Origin of the sequence: Streptomyces sp. SM18, from assembly GCF_002910775.2 — a bacterium.
GTDB classification, from domain to species: domain Bacteria; phylum Actinomycetota; class Actinomycetes; order Streptomycetales; family Streptomycetaceae; genus Streptomyces; species Streptomyces halstedii.
In genome coordinates this window covers 194,530-210,739 of the sequence record NZ_CP029342.1, presented here as the reverse complement: position 1 = coordinate 210,739, position 16,210 = coordinate 194,530, and the positions used below count along the sequence as shown (strand labels likewise).

Annotated in this window: 9 protein-coding genes; all 9 read left to right on the top strand. The window is 70.5% G+C overall.

The window, feature by feature from the left end; translation table 11 throughout:
* Positions 1 to 6: 6 nt before the first annotated feature.
* The 9 genes from B9S64_RS00895 (at position 7) to B9S64_RS00855 (ending at position 16,196) form a co-directional block, all read left to right on the top strand.
* A complete protein-coding gene (locus tag B9S64_RS00895) occupies positions 7 to 2,082 on the top strand; it encodes a beta-galactosidase (protein WP_109491934.1) in 2,076 nt (691 codons plus the stop codon).
* 249 nt (positions 2,083 to 2,331) lie between these two features.
* Positions 2,332 to 3,516 carry a S8 family peptidase gene (locus tag B9S64_RS00890; protein ID WP_103493142.1) on the top strand — a complete coding sequence of 395 codons (1,185 nt, stop codon included), beginning with the start codon at positions 2,332 to 2,334 and terminating at the stop codon, positions 3,514 to 3,516.
* Positions 3,517 to 3,885: 369 nt separating this feature from the next.
* Entirely contained in the window at positions 3,886 to 8,175 is a 4,290-nt protein-coding gene (locus B9S64_RS00885) for a discoidin domain-containing protein (protein ID WP_103493143.1), read from the top strand.
* 119 nt (positions 8,176 to 8,294) lie between these two features.
* Positions 8,295 to 9,290 (top strand): LacI family DNA-binding transcriptional regulator, encoded by a 996-nt coding sequence (locus B9S64_RS00880; RefSeq protein WP_103493144.1) that lies wholly within the window; start codon positions 8,295 to 8,297, stop codon positions 9,288 to 9,290.
* A 206-nt stretch (positions 9,291 to 9,496) separates the two neighbouring features.
* Positions 9,497 to 10,921 carry an extracellular solute-binding protein gene (locus B9S64_RS00875; protein ID WP_103493145.1) on the top strand — a complete coding sequence of 475 codons (1,425 nt, stop codon included), beginning with the start codon at positions 9,497 to 9,499 and terminating at the stop codon, positions 10,919 to 10,921.
* A gap of 89 nt (positions 10,922 to 11,010) precedes the next feature.
* On the top strand, positions 11,011 to 11,973 hold the full coding sequence (locus B9S64_RS00870) for a carbohydrate ABC transporter permease (protein WP_103493146.1): 963 nt from the start codon (positions 11,011 to 11,013) through the stop codon (positions 11,971 to 11,973).
* Positions 11,974 to 11,988: 15 nt separating this feature from the next.
* Positions 11,989 to 12,948, top strand: a complete 960-nt coding sequence (locus tag B9S64_RS00865; RefSeq protein ID WP_103493147.1) for a carbohydrate ABC transporter permease — start codon at positions 11,989 to 11,991, stop codon at positions 12,946 to 12,948.
* Positions 12,949 to 13,059: 111 nt separating this feature from the next.
* Positions 13,060 to 14,688: a glycoside hydrolase family 13 protein gene (locus B9S64_RS00860; protein WP_103493148.1), complete on the top strand. Its 1,629-nt coding sequence runs from the start codon at positions 13,060 to 13,062 to the stop codon at positions 14,686 to 14,688.
* Positions 14,689 to 15,182: 494 nt separating this feature from the next.
* Positions 15,183 to 16,196 carry a glycoside hydrolase family 11 protein gene (locus B9S64_RS00855; protein ID WP_109491933.1) on the top strand — a complete coding sequence of 338 codons (1,014 nt, stop codon included), beginning with the start codon at positions 15,183 to 15,185 and terminating at the stop codon, positions 16,194 to 16,196.
* Positions 16,197 to 16,210 lie beyond the last annotated feature (14 nt).

The following is a 16,210-nucleotide window of genomic DNA, read 5'->3' as shown; positions in this document are numbered from 1 at the left end:
ATCATCATGACCCCCGCCTCCGAGCGCCACTGGCTGCGCCCGACCTCCGACGACCGCCCCGCGCGCTTCGCCTACGGGGCCGACTACAACCCGGAGCAGTGGCCGCGCGAGGTGTGGAAGGAAGACGTCCGGCTGATGCGTGAGGCCGGGGTCACCATCGTCTCGGTCGCCATCTTCTCCTGGGCCCGCCTCCAGCCGGCCGAGGACCGCTGGGACTTCGACTGGCTGGACGAGGTGCTCGACCTGCTGCACGACAACGGGATCGCGGTGGACCTCGCCACCGCCACGGCCTCCCCGCCGCCCTGGCTCACCACTCTGCACCCGGAGATCCTGCCGGTCACCCGCACCGGCGAGACCCTCTCGCAGGGCGCGCGCCAGCACTGGCGGCCCACCTCGCCGGTCTTCCGCAAGCACGCCCTGCGGCTCGTGGAGGCCATGGCCACCCGCTACGCGGACCACCCCGCCCTGGTCGCCTGGCACATCTCCAACGAGCTCGGCTGCCACAACATCTACGACTACTCCGACGACGCCGCCCAGGCCTTCCGCGACTGGCTGCGCGCCCGCTACGGCACCCTGGACGAGCTCAACCGGGCCTGGGCGACCTCCTTCTGGTCGCAGCACTACGGCGCGTGGGAGCAGATCCAGCCCCCGCGTCTGGCCGCCAGCCACGCCAACCCGACCCAGCAGCTCGACTTCAAGCGGTTCTCGTCCGACGCGCTGAAGGACTACCTCCGCGCCGAACGCGAGGTCCTGCGCCGCATCACCCCCGACGTCCCCGCCACCACCAACTTCATGGTGATGGGGGAGACCAAGGGCATGAACTACCCCGAGTGGGCCGACGAGATCGACTTCGTCTCCAACGACCACTACGCGCACCCCGGCCCGCAGCGCCTGGACGAGCTGTCCCTCTCCGCCGCCCTCACGCACTCCATCGCGGGCGGCAGGCCGTGGTTCCTGATGGAGCACTCGACCAGCGCGGTCAACTGGCAGCCCGTCAACGTCGCGAAGCGCCCCGGCGAGATGGCCCGCGACTCCCTCGTCCACGTCGCCCACGGGGCCGACGCCGTCTGCTTCTTCCAGTGGCGCCAGTCCGCCGCAGGCGCCGAGAAGTACCACTCCGCGATGGTGCCCCACGCCGGTCCGGACAGCGAGGTGTTCCGCGCGGTGGCCGCCCTCGGCCGCACCCTGAGCGACCTCACGCCCGTCACCGGCTCCGTACGCGAACCGGCGCGCGCGGCCCTGGTGTACGACTGGGAGTCCTGGTGGGCCGTCGAGCGCGACTCCCAGCCCTCCTCCCTGCTGCGCTACCGGCAGGAGATCCTCGACTGGTACTCCGCCTTCCTCGCCCTGGGCGTCCGGGTGGACGTCGTCACGGCCTCGGCCGACCTCACCGGGTACGACTTCGTCGCCGCCCCCGTCCTGCACGTCGTCCCCCGGCCCCTCGCCGACCGGCTGGACGCCTATGTGCGGGGCGGCGGCCACCTCGCCACCACGTACTACTCCGGCATCGTGGACGAGAACGACCACGTCCACCTCGGCGGGTACCCGGGAGCGCTGCGCGGGCTGCTGGGCATCCGCGTCGAGGAGTTCGGCCCCCTGCTGGACGGCACGGACGTACGGCTCGACAACGGCCTGCGCGGCACGCTGTGGACCGACCGGATCGACGTGACCGACCCCGAGGTCACCGTGCTCGCGCGCTACGAGACCGGCGACCAGGCAGGACGCCCGGCCCTCACCCGGCGCGCCCTGCCCGACGGCGGCTCGGCCGCCTACGTCTCCACCCGGCTGGGCGCCCACGGGCTGGCCGAGGTGCTGGACGGCCTGCTGTCCGGCGCCGGTGTGCGCGGCGAACTGCCCGCCGCCGCGCGGGGGCGGGTGGAGCCCGTGGTGCGGACCGACGGCACCCACGCCTACTGGTTCCTCGTCAACCGCACGGACGAGCCGGTCGCCTTCGACGCGGTCACCGGCGAGGCCCTGACCGGGCCCGCCCCGGCCGACGACGGCGGACTGGTCCTGGGCCCGAGGGAGGTCGCGGTGCTCCGTGTGGCGGCCGGGACGAGCCCCTTCCCTCCGGGCGCCTGACCCGGACGGGCCGCCGGGCTGAGCGCCCGGCGGCCCGCGGGGGAGCCCGACCGGGCCCCGGCCCGGTCCGCCCCGGACCCGGGCCCCGTCTCCCGGACGCGGCCGAACGGACGCGCCGCACGGCGATCGTTGCGCTGTCCGGATGACGACGGCTCAAGCGGGGCCCCGGATGTGGACGAAACGTCAGGTGTTCGCACCCCACGGGCCGGTCCCGGCCCGTGGACGGCTCCTCCACCCAAGGGAGAACGAATGCGCCCGCGCGCCCGCTGGACACCAGCCGCCCTACTGCTGATCGCCCCCCTCCTCGGTGCCGCCCCGGCCGTGGCCGATACCGGTGAGGCCCTGGTGCCGGTGCAGCGGTCGTCCCGGGCGGTCCCCGGTGAGTACATCGTCACCGTCTCCCGGGACCACACGCCCGAGGCCGCGGCCCAGCGGCTCGGGGTCACCCCGCTGTTCACGTACCGTACGGTGCTGCACGGCTTCGCGGCCGAACTCACCCCGGCCCAGCTGAAGAAGGTGCGCGGCGCCACCGAGGTCCAGGCCGTCGAGGAGAACAGCGAGGCGTCCGTCTCCCCGCCCGCCGTCCAGCCGGCGCCCACCGCCCGTGTCGCGTCGGCGAGTTGGGGCCTGGACCGGATCGACCAGCGGACCCTGCCGCTGGACGGGGCGTACGAGGCGGCCGGTACGGGGCAGGGGGTGACGGCGTACATCCTGGACACCGGCGTCGAGTCGGCCCACAGCGAGTTCGGCGGCCGGGTGGGCGCCGGCTACGACGCGATCCGCGACGGCCGCGACGGCGAGGACTGCAACGGGCACGGCACCCATGTGGCGGGGACGGTGGCCGGCGCGACGTACGGCGTCGCCCCCTCCGCCTCCATCGTCCCGGTGCGGGTGCTCGACTGCGAGGGCTCGGGCAGCTGGGCCGGCATCATCGCCGGACTCGACTGGATCGCGGACCACGCGCGGCAGCCGGCCGTGGTCAACGCCTCCCTCGGCGGACCCGCCTCCCCGGCCGTGGACGACGCCTTCGACGCCCTGGAGGAGAAGGGTGTCCTGCCGGTCGTCGCGGCGGGCAACGAGAGCCAGGACGCGTGCGACGTCTCCCCGGCAGGGGCCGGGGGCACGCTCGCCGTGGGGGCCACCGACGCCCAGGACCGGCAGACGTCGTTCAGCAACTGGGGCACGTGCGTGTCCCTGTACGCGCCCGGCGCCGGGATCGTCTCCGCCAAGCTCGGCGGCGGCTCCACCGCGCTCAACGGCACCTCCATGGCCAGCCCGCACGTCGCCGGGGCCGTGGCCCTCTACAAGGAGGCCCACCCGGCCGCGCGGCCGAAGGAGATCGAGGACTGGCTCGTGGACGGCGCCACGCCGGACGTGCTGACGGGCCTGGGACAGGGCTCGCCCGACCGCCTGCTGTACACCGGCGGACTCTGATCCCCGTTCCGCTCCACCCCCTCCGGGCGGGGTCCGCGCGCCATGGGCCCCGCCCGGAGCCGTGCCCCGGAGCAGGTGCTTTCCGGAAGCTTTCCCTCCTGCGCAAGCCGCTTGCGTAATTTTCGTTCCACTTGCATGCCGCCTTCTGTGTCCATCCTGGCCTCAACCACGGTCATGGGCGCACCACTTCGGTGCCCCATGTTCTCCGGCCTTCTGTCGTATCTGTGGACTCCCTCGCTCTTCTCTGCAATTCTCTGACCGCACCGCGCAAAAGACAGCTCTCACGTCCGCAGAAAACGCTGCCGTGGAGCTGCGTGGACAGAGCCGCACCCCCGGCGCTCCCGCGCCGGGGCCGACGATCGGGGATCCATGAGAGCCCAACGCCTCAGACGGCGGGCCGTGTCGGCCGCCGTCGCCACCAGTCTTCTGATGATCGGATGGCCGTCGCTCACCGCCGTGGCGGCCGACGGGCCGGGTGCCGCCACGGGCCGGACCGCGACGGCGAGCAGTGCCGGGCGCGCGTACGGCGCGGGGAACGTGACGGACGGCGACCGGTCGACGTACTGGGAGGGAGCCGGAGACTCCCTCCCCCAGTGGGTGCAGACCGACCTCGGGGCCCCGGCCCGGGTGGACGGGGTGACGCTGAGGCTTCCCGCCGGATGGAAGGGCAGGGAGCAGACCCTCTCCGTCCAGGGCAGCGCGGACGGCACCAGCTTCACGACGCTGAAGACCTCGGCGACGTACTCCTTCAGTCCCGGCGCGTCGAACACCGTGACGATCCCGTTCCCCGCCACGAAGACCCGCTTCGTGCGGGTGGACGTCACGGCCAACTCGGCGGGGCGGAACGCGCAGCTCTCCGAACTGGAGGTACGCCGGGCGGGGGAGTCGTCGGTGAACCTCGCCGCCGGCAAGACCCTCACGGCGAGCAGCCACACCGAGACCTATGTGCCCGCTCAGGCCAACGACCAGAACCGGGCCAGCTACTGGGAGAGCCGCAACAACGCGCTCCCGCAGTGGATCCAGGCGGACCTCGGCTCCTCGGTCCGGGTCGACCGGGTGGTGCTGCGGCTGCCGGACGGCTGGCCACGGCGGACCCAGACCCTGAAGATCCAGGGCAGCGCCAACGGCTCGGACTTCGGTGACCTGACCGCCTCCCAGGCGTACGTCTTCGACGCCGCGGGCGGGCAGTCGGCGACGATCTCCTTCGACGCCACCACGACCCGCTACGTACGGGTGCTCGTCACCGCCAACTCGGGCCAGCCGGCCGCGCAGGTCTCCGAGCTGGAGATCTACGGCCCCGAGACCGGGGACACCCAGGCGCCCACCGCGCCGACCGGCCTGGCGTTCACCGAACCGGGCCCCGGGCAGATCAGGCTGACCTGGAAGGCGTCCTCGGACGACACCGGGGTCACCGGGTACGACGTCTACGCCGGCACCACGCTGCTGGCCCGGGTGGCGGGCGACGTCACCACGTACACCGACACCCGGCCCGCAGACGAGACCGTCACCTACCACGTCCGGGCGCGGGACGCCGCGGGCAACGAGTCCGCCGACAGCGAGAGCGTCACGCGCAAGGGGGCCACCGGCGACACCCAGGCCCCCACCGCGCCGTCCGGCCTGGCGTTCACCGAACCGGCCCCCGGGCAGATCAAGCTGACGTGGCAGGCGTCCTCGGACGACAAGGGCGTCACCGGATACGACGTCTACGCCGACAACGTGCTCCGTAAGAGCGTGGCCGGTGACGTCACCACGTACACCGACACCCAGCCCGCGGGCAGGACCGTCAGCTACGTCGTGCGGGCCAGGGACGCGGCGGGCAACATGTCCGGGCCCAGCAACACCGTGACCCGCAACGGCTCGACGGCCACCGCCTCCAACCTCGCCGTCGCCAAGCCGATCACCGCCTCGTCGGTGGTCCACACCTTCGTCGCGGCCAACGCCAACGACAACTCCCTCACCACCTACTGGGAGGGCGCGGGCGGCAGCTATCCCAACACCCTCACCGTGAAGCTGGGCGCCAACGCCGACACCGAGAGCGTCGTCGTCAAGCTGAACCCGGACAGCAGCTGGGGCGCGCGCACCCAGACCGTCCAGGTGCTCGGGCGCGAGCAGGACGCCACGTCCTTCACCAGCCTGGTCGCCGCCAAGGAGTACCGGTTCGACCCGGCGAGCGGCAACACGGTGACGATCCCGGTCACCGCCCGCGTCGCCGACGTCCAGCTCAAGTTCACCGCCAACACCGGGTCGGGCGCCGGGCAGGTCGCCGAGTTCCAGGTGATGGGCGTCCCGGCCCCCAACCCGAACCTCCAGGTCACCGCCGTCGGCGCCGCGCCCGCCGCACCGGTCGAGTCGGACGCCATCACCCTGACGGCGACCGTACGCAACACCGGCGCGGTCGCCGCCCCGGCGAGCCGGCTCGACTTCGAGCTGGGCGGCTCCAAGGTGGCCACCGCCTCGGTGGGCGCCCTCGCCCCCGGTGCCTCCACCCAGGTCAGCGCCGGTATCGGGGCGCGCGACGCGGGCAGCTACACGCTCGGCGCCGTCGTGGACCCGGGCAACGACGTCATCGAGGAGAACGAGACCGACAACCGCTTCACCAGCCCCACCCCGCTGGTGGTGAAGCCGGTCGCCAGCTCCGACCTGGTGGCGAGCGCGGTCACCACCTCACCGTCCGCCCCGGCGGCCGGCGACACCGTGACCTTCGCCGTCGCGGTCAGGAACCAGGGCACGGTGGCCTCCGCGGGCGGCAGCCACGGCATCACCCTGACCCTGACCGACGCCAAGGGCGCCACGGTGAAGACCCTCACCGGCGCCTACAACGGCACCCTCGCCCCCGGCGCCACCGCCGCGCCCGTCCAGCTCGGCACCTGGGCCGCGGCCAACGGCTCGTACACGGTCACGGTGCGGCTCGACGCCGACGCCAACGAACTGCCGGTCAAGCGCGAGAACAACACCAGCACCCAGGCCCTGTTCGTGGGACGCGGCGCGAACATGCCGTACGACATGTACGAGGCCGAGGACGGGACCACCGGCGGCGGTGCCAAGGTCGTCGGCCCGAACAGGACCGTCGGCGACATCGCGGGCGAGGCGTCCGGCCGCAAGGCGGTCACCCTCGAAAGCACCGGCCAGTACGTCGAGTTCACCACCAGGGCGTCCACGAACACCCTGGTCACCCGCTTCTCCCTCCCGGACGCACCGGGCGGCGGCGGCATCGACTCGACGCTGAACGTCTATGTGGACGGGACCTTCCTGAAGGCCATCGACCTCACCTCCAAGTACGCCTGGCTGTACGGCAACGAGACGGCACCCGGCAACTCCCCGGGCGCCGGGGCACCCCGCCACATCTACGACGAGGCCAACCTCATGCTGGGCCGCACCGTCCCGGCGGGCAGCAGGATCCGGCTCCAGAAGGACGCGGCCAACACCAGCACCTACGCCATCGACTTCGTCAGCCTGGAGCAGGCCGGCCAGGTGCCCAACCCGGACCCGGCGACCTACACCGTGCCGGCCGGCTTCACCCACCAGGACGTCCAGAACGCCCTGGACAAGGTCCGGATGGACACCACCGGCACGCTCAAGGGCGTCTATCTGCCCGCCGGTGACTACCAGACGGCGAGCAAGTTCCAGGTGTACGGCAAGGCCGTGCGGGTCGTCGGCGCGGGACCCTGGTACACCCGGTTCCACGCCCCGTCCACGCAGGAGAACACCGACATCGGCTTCCGCGCGGAGGCCGGCGCCAAGGGGTCGTCCTTCGCGAACTTCGCGTACTTCGGCAACTACACCTCCCGTATCGACGGGCCCGGCAAGGTGTTCGACTTCTCCAACGTGTCGGACATCGTCATCGACACCATCTGGAACGAGCACATGGTGTGCCTCTACTGGGGCGCCAACACCGACAACGTCACCATCAAGAACTCCCGGATCCGCAACATGTTCGCGGACGGCGTCAACATGACCAACGGGTCCACCGACAACCACGTCACCAACAACGAGGCACGGGCCACCGGGGACGACAGTTTCGCGCTGTTCTCGGCGATCGACTCCGGCGGCGCGGACATGAAGAACAACGTCTACGAGAACCTGACCTCGATCCTCACCTGGCGCGCGGCGGGGCTTGCCGTGTACGGCGGCTACGACAACACCTTCCGTAACATCCACATCGCCGACACCCTGGTGTACTCCGGCATCACGGTCAGTTCGCTGGACTTCGGCTACCCGATGAACGGCTTCGGGACCGGTCCGACGGAGATCGAGAACGTCTCGGTGGTGCGCTCCGGCGGGCACTTCTGGGGCTCGCAGACCTTCCCGGGGATCTGGCTCTTCTCGGCCTCCAAGGTCTTCCAGGGCATCCGGATCGCACACGTGGACATCGTGGACCCGACCTACAGCGGGGTCATGTTCCAGACCAACTACGTGGGCGGGCAGCCGCAGTTCCCGATCAAGGACACCGTGCTCACCGACATCTCGATCACCGGTGCGCGCAAGAGCGGCGACGCGTTCGACGCGAAGTCCGGCTTCGGGCTCTGGGCCAACGAGATGCCCGAGGCGGGGCAGGGACCCGCGGTCGGTGAGGTCACCTTCAACGGTCTGAAGCTCAAGGACAACGCCCAGGACGTCAGGAACACCACCTCCACCTTCAAGATCAACATCAATCCGTAGGAAGGGCGGTACGGCGCGCACCGGAGGGTGCCCCACGCGGTCGGTGGGGCACCCTCTGCGCGTACATTCCTTGCAGTGCGAAGTCCGTGACTTGCGGACATTAGGCTAGCGTTGCCGCCATGACGCGACGACTTGCCCAGGTGGCGCAGAAGGTAGGGGTCAGCGAGGCCACGGTCAGCCGGGTGCTGAACGGCAGACCGGGGGTCTCGCGGACCACCCGCCAGTCGGTGCTGACGGCGCTCGACGTGCTCGGGTACGAGCGGCCCACCCAGCTGCGGGGCGAGCGCGCCCGTCTCGTCGGCCTGGTCCTCCCCGAGCTCCAGAACCCGATCTTCCCGGCGTTCGCCGAGGTGATCGGCGGCTCCCTCGCCCAGCAGGGCCTCACCCCCGTCCTCTGCACCCAGACCAAGGGCGGCGTCTCCGAGGCCGACTACGTCGAACTGCTCCTCCAGCAGCAGGTCTCCGGGGTCGTCTTCGCCGGCGGCCTCTTCGCCCAGGCCGACGAACCGCACGAGCACTACCGCAGGCTCGCGGACCGCCGCATCCCGGTGGTGCTGATCAACGCCTCCATCGAGGGCCTGGACTTCCCCTGTGTCTCGTGCGACGACGCCGTCGCCGTCGAACAGGCCTGGCGCCACCTGGAATCCCTGGGGCACGAGCGCGTCGGACTGGTCCTCGGCCCCTCGGACCACGTGCCCTCGCGGCGCAAGCTCGCCGCCGCGCGCGCCGTGGCGGGAGCGCTCCCCCCGGAGCACGTCGAGCGCTCCCTGTTCTCCCTGGAGGGCGGACAGGCGGCGGCCTCACGCCTGCTGGAGCGGGGTGTCACCGGGATCGTCTGCGCCAGCGACCCCCTGGCGCTCGGTGCCGTACGGGCCGCGCGGAGGCGCGGACTCACGGTCCCCGCGGACGTCTCGGTCGTCGGTTTCGACGACTCCGCCTTCATGAACTGCACCGAACCGCCCCTGACCACGGTGCGCCAGCCCATCGAGGCCATGGGGCGCGCGGCCGTCGAACTGCTCTCCGCGCTCATCCAGAGCGGTGCCGTACCCCCCGGGGAGCTGCTCTTCGAGCCCGAACTGGTGGTGCGCGGCTCCACCGCGCAGGCGCGCCGCTGAGGGGTCGGCGCACGCGGCCGCCCACGGGGTGACGCCGACCGGGGAGCGGACGGACATCACACGCCGGATACGGAGCGATGTCAAACATTTACGAAAACTGCGCGAGATATTGCACTCACATGTCGGCGGTGGTTGAGTAAGCCGCGCCCCGGCAGAGAGTGAGTCCGCCGAGGGCCTTCCATGCTCATGCCCGAAGGGGACCACCGATGAGAAGTGCTGGGTTCCGCCGTACTCGCACCCGCAGAGCCTGTGCCGCCACGCTCGTCACCGCCCTCGCCCTGACTGCCCTTGCCTCCTGCGGCACGAGCAGCAGCGCCGGCGGTGACGACGGCGGCGACTCCGGCAGCGGATCGTCCGATCCGGCAGCGCCACTGGACCCGAAGGCCAAGGTGACGCTGTCGATCGACTGCATGCCGCCGGCCGCGAAGGCCGCGGAGCTGCGCGAGTGGAACGAGGACATCAAGACGTTCAACGCGAAGTACCCGAACGTCACGATCAACGGGAAGTCCACACCGGGCCAGTGCCTGGAGCCTCCCCGCTTCACGGCCATGCTCAAGGGCAAGTCGCAGCCCGACGTCTTCTACGCCTACTTCACCGACCTCCAGCAGGTGCTGGACAACGACGGGGCGGAGGACATCTCCGCCTACGTCACCGAGAAGTCGGTGCCGGCGCTGAAGGACATCCAGCCCCAGGTGATCGACGTGGCCCGCAAGGACGGCAAGCTCTACGCCCTGCCGACCAGCAACTACACCATGGGCCTGATGATCAACCGGAAGCTGTTCACCCAGGCCGGGCTGGACCCGAACACCCCGCCCGCCACCTGGGAGGAGGTCCGCACGGCCGCCCAGAAGATCGCGAAGCTCGGCAACGGGATCGCCGGCTTCGGCGAGTACAGCGCCGGCAACAACGGCGGCTGGCACTTCGCCGCCACCCAGTACGGCCTCGGCGGCGACATGGTCGACGCGAGCGGTACCAAGGCCGCCTTCAACGACGAGAAGGGCAAGCAGGTCCTCCAGCAACTGCACGACATGCGCTGGCAGGACGACAGCATGGGCAAGACCCAGCTGCTCAAGTGGGGCGACCTGCAGAAGCAGATATCCACCGACAAGCTCGGCATGTTCCTCGCCGCGCCGGACGACATCGCCTACATGGTGCAGCAACTCGGCGCGAAGTACGAGAACTTCGGTCTGGGACCGATCCCCGGCGCACAGGGCACCCTGTTCGGCGGCAACAACTACATGATCAAGAAGGGCAGCTCGCCCGACAAGATCAAGGCCGCCGTCGCCTGGCTGAACTTCAAGAACCTCAGCCCCGGCACGGGCCAGTTCGACTGGGCCCGCACCAAGGCCGACAAGCTGCCCGTCGGGCTGCCGCAGCCGAACTTCTTCACCGGGGAGAGCAAGACGAAGGACGACGCCGCACGCGTCGCCAACGCGACGATGCCGGTCGAGAACTTCAAGGCGTTCATGGACAACCCGGTCCAGGGGAAGGCCGAGCCGCCGAAGGCACAGGAGATCTACAAGATCCTCGACGTCGCGATGTCCGCCGTCCTGACCAACAAGGACGCCGACATCGACAAGCTGCTCGGCACCGCGGAGCAGCAGGTCAACCAGGTTCTCTCGAACGGGTGACGGGCGCGCGGGGCCGGGTCGTCAGGCCCCGGCCCCGCGCTCTCGACCGTACGACCCGCGAGTGACCGCACCGGCACCGAGGAGACACCATGTCGGCCCCCACCCTGTCCACACCGAGCAAGGCGAGCCCGCCTCCCCGTGGACACCACCGCCCGGCCGCGCCCGGCTCCCCCCGCGAGGAGTTCACGCGGGCCCTGCGCCGCAACATCTCCGCGCACGGCTTCCTGATCGGCGCGGTTCTCTGCTTCTCGTTCTTCTCCTGGTATCCGATGGTCCGGGAGTTCGTCCTGGCCTTCCAGAAGACCGAGGACGGACGTACCACCTGGGCCGGCTGGTCCAATCTGAGTTACGTCTTCAACGACCCGGCCTTCTGGCAGGCCTGGCGCAACACCCTGCTCTTCACCGCCCTGGCCCTGCTGCTGGGCTTCGCGGTCCCCTTCGTCGTCGCCGTCGTGCTCAACGAGTTCCGGCACGCCCAGGGATATCTGCGCCTGCTGGTCTACCTGCCCGTCATGCTGCCGCCGGTCGCCTCGGTACTCCTGTTCAAGTACTTCTACGACCCCGGTTACGGCCTCTTCAACCGCCTCCTGGAAGTGCTCCATCTGCCCGCCCAGCAATGGCTCCAGGACCCCGACATCTCGATGCTCTCCGTCGTCGTCGCGTCCACCTGGATGAACATGGGCGGGGCGACCCTGATCTACCTCGCCGCCCTCCAGGGGATTCCCGGCGAGCTGTACGAGGCGGCCGAGCTGGACGGCGCCGGACTGCTGCGCAAGATCTGGCACGTCACCATCCCGCAGACCCGGCTCATCCTGTCGCTCCTGTTGCTCATGCAGATCATCGCGACGATGCAGGTCTTCACCGAACCCTTCCTGCTGACCAACGGCGCGGGCCCCGAGGGCTCCACGACGACGGTCGTCTACCTCATCTACCAGTACGCCTTCAACTTCAACAACTACGGCAGCGCGGCGGCCCTCGGACTCGTCCTGCTCGTCGTACTCGCGGGCTTCTCCGCGGTGTACGTACGCCTCAGCCGCAGCAGCGAAGACTAGGACGGGAGCACGACGATGGCATCGAACACGCTTGTCTCCCGGCGCGCGACGGCGAAGCCGCGCCCCGGCCGGCGCCGGAGCGGCCGCGAGCCCGACCTGGGGCGCCAGCGCACCCTGATCTCCCCGGCCCAACTGGGCCGCCCCCGGGGGAAGGCGGTCTACTGGATCGTCTTCGCCCTGGTGGTCGCGGGCTTCACCGTCGTCTTCCTGGGGCCCCTGTACTGGATGGTCACCGGCGGTCTCAAGACCACCCAGGAAGTGGTGCAGAGCCCGCCCACGGCCTTCCCCACCTCGATCCACACGGAGAACTACTCCCAGGCGTGGACCGTGATGGACCTGTCCCGGCTGCTCTTCAACACCCTGTACTACGCGTTCGGGGCGCTCGCCTTCCAACTGGTCCTCGACGTGGCCGCCGCCTACTCCCTCTCCAAGCTGCGGCCCGTCTTCGGCAAGGTCATCCTCGGCATGATGCTCGCCACCCTGATGATCCCGGCGACCGTCCTCGTCGTCCCGCAGTACCTCACCGTGCTCGACGTGCCGGTCTTCCAGCGCAACCTGCTCAACTCACCCTGGGCGATCTGGCTCCCGTCCGTCACCAACGCCTTCAACATCTTCCTGCTGAAGCGGTTCTTCGACTCGATCCCGCGTGAACTGCTCGACGCCGCGGCCATCGACGGCGCCTCCCCGCTGCGCACCCTGCGCTCGGTGGTGCTGCCGATCTCCCGGCCGATCCTCGGCGTGGTCTCCATCTTCGCGGTGGTCGGCGTCTGGAAGGACTTCCTCTGGCCGATGCTCACCCTGCCCGACCCCGACAAGCAGACGCTCAACGTCGGCATCTACTCGCTGGCCAGCGGAGTGCCCGAGAACGTCCTCATCGCCGCGCTCACCATCGCCTCCGTACCGACCCTGCTGATCTTCCTGATCTTCCAGCGCAACATCATGAGCGGCCTCACCGCGGGCGGCCTCAAGGGCTGAGCCCCGCCCGTCCCGCGCGGCCGTCACCTCCCCAGCACTCCGCCGTCCGCCCCACCACGCCCCGCGCCGGGGCCGGCGGCGGAGTACCACCTGCCCGAAAGGAACGCACACGTGGCAGCCAACCGTCCGACCGAGACCACCGCATCCTGGTGGCGCGACGCCGTCATCTACCAGATCTACGTACGCAGCTTCGCCGACGGCGACGGGGACGGCACCGGCGACCTCGCGGGAGTCCGCGCCCGGCTGCCCTACCTCGTCGAACTGGGCGTGGACGCCCTCTGGTTCACCCCCTGGTACCTCTCACCGCTGGCCGACGGCGGCTACGACGTCGCCGACTACCGTGCCATCGACCCCGCGTTCGGCACCCTCGCCGAGGCCGAGAAGCTGATCGCCGAGGCCCGCGGACTCGGCATCCGCACCATCATCGACATCGTCCCCAACCACGTCTCCGACCGGCACGCCTGGTTCCGCGCGGCCCTCGCCGCCGCCCCCGGCAGCCCGGAACGCGACCTCTTCCACTTCCGGGACGGACGGGGCGAGCACGGCGAGATCCCGCCCAACGACTGGGTCTCCGAATTCGGCGGCACCCCCTGGACCCGGCTCGACGACGGCCAGTGGTACCTCCACCTGTTCGCCCCCGAACAGCCCGACCTCAACTGGGCCCACCCGGCGGTCCGCCAGGAGCACGAGGACGTCCTGCGGTTCTGGTTCGAGCGGGGCGTGGCGGGCGTACGGATCGACTCGGCGGCCCTGCTCGCCAAGGACCCCGGCCTGCCCGACTTCACCGAGGGCGCCGACCCGCACCCGTACGTCGACCGCGACGAACTCCACGACATCTACCGCTCCTGGCGGGCCGTCGCCGACGCCTACGACGGCATCTTCGTCGGAGAGGTGTGGCTCCCGGACTCCGAGCGCTTCGCCCGCTACCTGCGCCCCGACGAGCTGCACACCGCCTTCAACTTCACCTTTCTGTCCTGCCCGTGGGACGCCGCACCGCTGCGCTCCGCGATCGACGACACCCTCGCCGAACACGCGCCGGTCGGTGCCCCGGCCACCTGGGTGCTGTGCAACCACGACGTGACGCGCACCGCCACCCGGTACGGACGCGAGGACACCGGCTTCGACTTCGCGGCGAAGGTGTTCGGCACCCCGACCGACCTGGAACTCGGCACCCGCCGTGCCCGCGCCGCCGCCCTGCTCTCCCTGGCCCTGCCGGGTGCCGTCTACCTCTACCAGGGTGAGGAACTGGGCCTGCCCGAGGCCGACATCCCCAGGGACCGCATCCAGGACCCGATGCACCGGCGCTCAGGCGGCGTGGACCCGGGGCGCGACGGCTGCCGGGTGCCGCTGCCCTGGGCCGCCGGGGAGCCGTACGCCGGTTTCGGGTCCACCTCCGAGCCCTGGCTGCCGCAGCCCGCGTCCTGGCCCTCGTACGCGGCGGACGTCCAGAGCGGCGATCCCGCCTCCATGCTCGGCCTGTACCGCGAGGCGCTGCGGCTGCGCCGCGACGAACCGGGCTTCGCCACCACTCCTGACGAGGCGTCCTCGGGGCGGCTGAACTGGCTGCCCTCGGCCCCCGGGGTCCTGGCCTTCGCCAGGACCGGCGGCCTGATCTGCGTCGTCAACCTGTCCGGGGGCGCCGTCGCCCTCCCGGACCACACGGAGATCCTGCTCACCAGCGCACCGCTGGACCCCACCGGCCTGCTGCCGGCCGACACGGCCGTCTGGCTGCGCGGCTGACCCGACCACCGGGGCCGGCCCTCACCGGCCGGCCCCGGCCCCGGCACGCGGACGACCCGGCCCCTTCGGCCGGGTCGTCCGCGTGTCCGGGCCCGGTCCACACGTCACGGGCGCTCGGCAGACCGCCGGATCGCTCCCCTTCGCATGATTCGACGATCAAGCGAAACTTTCGGAGTTTTCCCACGGGGATTCCAGGCGGCCGATCGCACCCGTCCGTCGTCAAGTAGGTGTCCGTGCGCAGCGCATGAGGTCCTGTCAGCGGTGATCTCCGAACAGTCGACTCTGCGGTGCGCGAATATTTCGCGACGGTCACCGAAACCATTGACACTTGACGGGGTCGGGTCAACACTGTTCGCCGTCGGCAGTGCTCACCCGCCGGCAGCCCGGGGTGTCCCCGTCCGGCCGTCTCTCACGACCGCGCGACGGCCCCGCTCCCGGGGGCGCCACTCATGTGCCATCGCCCACCGTCACTCCTCCGAGGAGGAAGTACGCGCATGAACCCACTCGTCCACACGAAGCGCCGCAGACGCGGCGGCCGCCTCACCTCGCTCGTCGGCGGTGTGTGCGCCCTGGTGCTGGCCGCCGCGGCCGCGGTGCTGCTGCCGGGAACCGCCAGCGCCGACACGGTCGTCACGACGAACCAGACCGGCAACAACAACGGCTACTACTACTCGTTCTGGACCGACGGCGGAGGGCAGGTCTCCATGAACCTGGCCTCCGGCGGCAGTTACAGCACCTCGTGGAAGGACACCGGCAACTTCGTCGCCGGCAAGGGCTGGAGCACCGGCGGACGCAAGAGCGTCACCTACTCGGGCACCTTCAACCCGTCCGGCAACGCCTACCTGACGCTCTACGGCTGGTCGACCAACCCGCTCGTCGAGTACTACATCGTGGACAACTGGGGCACCTACCGGCCCACGGGTACGTTCAAGGGCACCGTCAGCAGTGACGGCGGCACATACGACATCTACGAGACGACGCGCACCAACGCCCCGTCCATCGAGGGCATCAAGACCTTCAAGCAGTTCTGGAGCGTCCGGCAGTCGAAGCGGACGGGCGGCACCATCACCACCGGCAACCACTTCGACGCCTGGGCCCGCAACGGTATGAACCTGGGCACGATGAACTACATGATCCTGGCCACCGAGGGCTACCAGAGCAGCGGAAGCTCCAACATCACGGTGGGCGGAGGCGGTTCGGGCGGTGGCGGCAACGGCGGCGGCAACGGTGGTGGCGGTGGTGGTTGTACCGCGACGTTGTCGGCGGGGGAGAAGTGGGGGGACCGTTACAACCTGAACGTGGCGGTGAGTGGGGGTGGCAGTGGCTGGACGGTGACGATGAATGTGCCGTCTCCGGCGAAGGTCATGGCGACGTGGAACATCAGTGCGAGTTATCCGAGTGCTCAGGTGCTGACGGCGAAGCCCAACGGCAGTGGGAACAACTGGGGGGCCACGATCCAGGCCAACGGCAACTGGACCTGGCCGACCGTCTCCTGCACCACGAGCTGACCCGTCCCGAGACC